The sequence below is a fragment of the Cellulomonas sp. A375-1 genome (assembly GCF_001040865.1).
Lineage (GTDB): Bacteria > Actinomycetota > Actinomycetes > Actinomycetales > Cellulomonadaceae > Cellulomonas > Cellulomonas gelida.
Window position 1 is genome coordinate 18,083 of the sequence record NZ_LFKW01000093.1, and the last position, 2,567, is coordinate 20,649.

The 2,567-nt window shown below is 74.9% G+C and carries 3 protein-coding genes; all 3 read left to right on the plus strand.

The window, feature by feature from the left end; all coding sequences use genetic code 11:
* Positions 1–162 precede the first annotated feature (162 nt).
* On the plus strand, positions 163–987 hold the full coding sequence (locus CWIS_RS09945) for a DUF5926 family protein (RefSeq protein WP_048343124.1): 825 nt from the start codon (positions 163–165) through the stop codon (positions 985–987).
* A gap of 98 nt (positions 988–1,085) precedes the next feature.
* On the plus strand, positions 1,086–1,655 hold the full coding sequence (locus tag CWIS_RS09950) for a methylated-DNA--[protein]-cysteine S-methyltransferase (RefSeq protein ID WP_229747304.1): 570 nt from the start codon (positions 1,086–1,088) through the stop codon (positions 1,653–1,655).
* Between the two features lie 109 nt (positions 1,656–1,764).
* Positions 1,765–2,567, plus strand: an 803-nt coding sequence (locus tag CWIS_RS09955) for a glycosyltransferase family 2 protein (protein WP_048343125.1), incomplete at its 3' end; no start/stop codon positions are given.

Here is a 2,567-nt window from a genome sequence, read left to right on the forward strand (position 1 = left end):
CGCCCCGGCAGTTCGTTGCTCGGACGTCGATTCGTTGCCCCAGAGCAACGAATCGACGCGGCAACGACGAACCGGCGTCGGGAGCAACGACTCGGCGGCGTCAGGTGCGGGGCGCCTTGGGTGGGGGGTGGGGGGTGGGGGTGGGCCGGTAGGCTCGCGCGCATGGCCAAGGGTTCTGTGGAGTTCGTGCTGCGTCCGTTCGAGGGGCTCCCCGGCGAGCCCGACTGGGTCGCGCTCAAGGAGGTCGTCCCCGCAGCGACGGCCACGGCGCGCACCACCAAGGAGTACGGCGCCAAGGAGGTGCTGGTCACGACGGTGCTGCCGCAGGCGTGGCCCGCGCTGCACCGCGCCGACGGCGTGATCCTGCTCGCGCTGCAGACCGCGTCCAGCTCGGGCGACGCGAGCCGTGACCTCGCGGTCGCGCTGCTCGAGGCGCTCGAGGTCGAGCCCGGCACCGCGATCGAGACGATCGGCCTGCCCGAGCCCGGCCCGCGCCTGCAGGACGTCCTGGACCTCACCGTGCCGTTCGAGGTCACGGTGCAGACGTCGTTCTCGTACTGGCTCGCGCCGGACGTCGAGCGCACGTCCGACCTGGAGGCCGCGATCGAGGACGCCGACGCGGGCATCATCGACACCGCCCCGGTCGCGGGCGTCGAGTCCGCGTACTGGTGCCGCATGGGCACCAAGGAGTTCCTCCGCTGGGCGCAGCCGCACGACGAGCAGGTGGTGCTCGACGGACTGGCGCGGCTGCACGCCAAGCGCGAGTCGGGCTTCGCGGACGGCAAGTTCATCGGCTACTTCCGCTCGTGCGGCCTCGTCGTGCCGGTCTGGGAGCTCGCGCGCGGCACCGAGGCCGACGAGCTCGAGGGTCCGATCGCCGAGTTCCTGCCGCGGTTCACGGCCGCGCTCGAGAGCACCGAGCCGCTCGACGCGAACGAGCGACGGGCCCGCGCGGGCCTCGTCGCGCGCCAGGTCACGTTGCGCTGAGCGACCTCACGTCCCACGGTGCCCGGGCGTCTGCACGACGACGCCCGGGCACCGTTGTGTCGGACCCGCGGCGCATCCTGGACGACGAGGAGGGCGACGTGACGACGCTGAGCGCGCAGCACCAGACGGAGCACCAGAGCAGCGGGCGGCTGCACACGGTGCTGACGACGCCGATCGGGCCGGTCGCGGTCGCGGTGGCGGACGGCGCGGTCACGCACGTGCGGATGACGCGGTCCGACGACGCGTCGCCCGACCCGTTCGGCGACGCACCCGGCACGCGCGTCCTGCCCGACGACGACCCCGTCCTGGCCGAGGCGGCACGCCAGCTCACGGCGTACTTCGCGGGGACGCTGCGCGCGTTCGACCTCCCGCTGCGGCCCTCCGGCTCGGCGTTCCAGCTGCTCGTCTGGGCGGGCCTGCGCCGCATTCCGTACGGCACGACGACGACGTACGGCGCGCTCGCGGCGGACCTCGGGCTGGACCCGCGCACCTCGTCGCGCGCGGTCGGTGCCGCGAACGGGGCCAACCGGATCGCGATCGTCGTGCCGTGCCACCGGGTGATCGGCGCGGACGGCACGCTCACCGGGTTCGCCGCGGGCGTCGACCGCAAGCGGTCGCTCCTGGACCTCGAGCAGGGGGACTCCACGCGGACGGGCAGGCTGTTCTGACCTGTGCGCGCCAGCCGGACGTGGACGTCCCGTGCGGGTTCGGTGCCCGCGGCGGGACACAGGACCGTCCGCGCGCGGCGTGCGGGCCGCACGTCGATAGGCTGACGCCGTGAACCCCCCCGTTCCCGCCGACCCCGCAGGTGACGAGCCCGGGACCCCGACCGGTGGCTCGTCGGCCAAGGCCGTCGGCCGTGCGCCCTCCGGTCCGCGCGTGCGTCAGCGCGTCGCCGTGATCATCCCGGCGAAGGACGAGTCGCGGCGCATCGCGGCGACCGTCCGCTCGGCCAAGGCGATCCCGCACGTCGACCTGGTGCTCGTGGTCGACGACGGCTCGGAGGACAACACCCAGCACGTCGCGCGGGAGGCCGGCGCGGTCGTCGTGCGGCACTCGCACAACCGCGGCAAGGCCGCCGCGATGGAGACCGGTGCCGCGGTGGTCGCGATGCGCGACGCCCCGGACCGCGCGCCGCGCGTGCTGCTGTTCATCGACGGCGACCTGGCCGAGACGGCCGTCAACACCGCACCGCTCGTCCCGCCGGTGCTCGAGGGTCACACGGACCTGGCGATCGCGCTCCTGCCGCCGCAGCCCGGGGCGGGTGGGCGCGGGATCGTCGTCGGTGCCGCGCGTCGCGCGATCGCGTCGCTGACCGGGTGGACGCCCACGCAGCCGCTGTCCGGCATGCGCTGCCTGACGCGCGAGGCGTTCGAGGCCGCGACGCCGCTCGCGCACGGCTGGGGCGTCGAGACCGGCATGACGATCGACCTGCTGCGCCAGGGCTTCCGCGTGGTCGAGGTGCCGTGCGAGCTGCGGCACCGGCCGTCGGGCTCGGACCTGCGCGGGCAGCTGCACCGGGCCGCGCAGTACCGCGACGTGCAGCTGGCGGTGAACGCGCGCCGGCTGCGGGCCGCCGC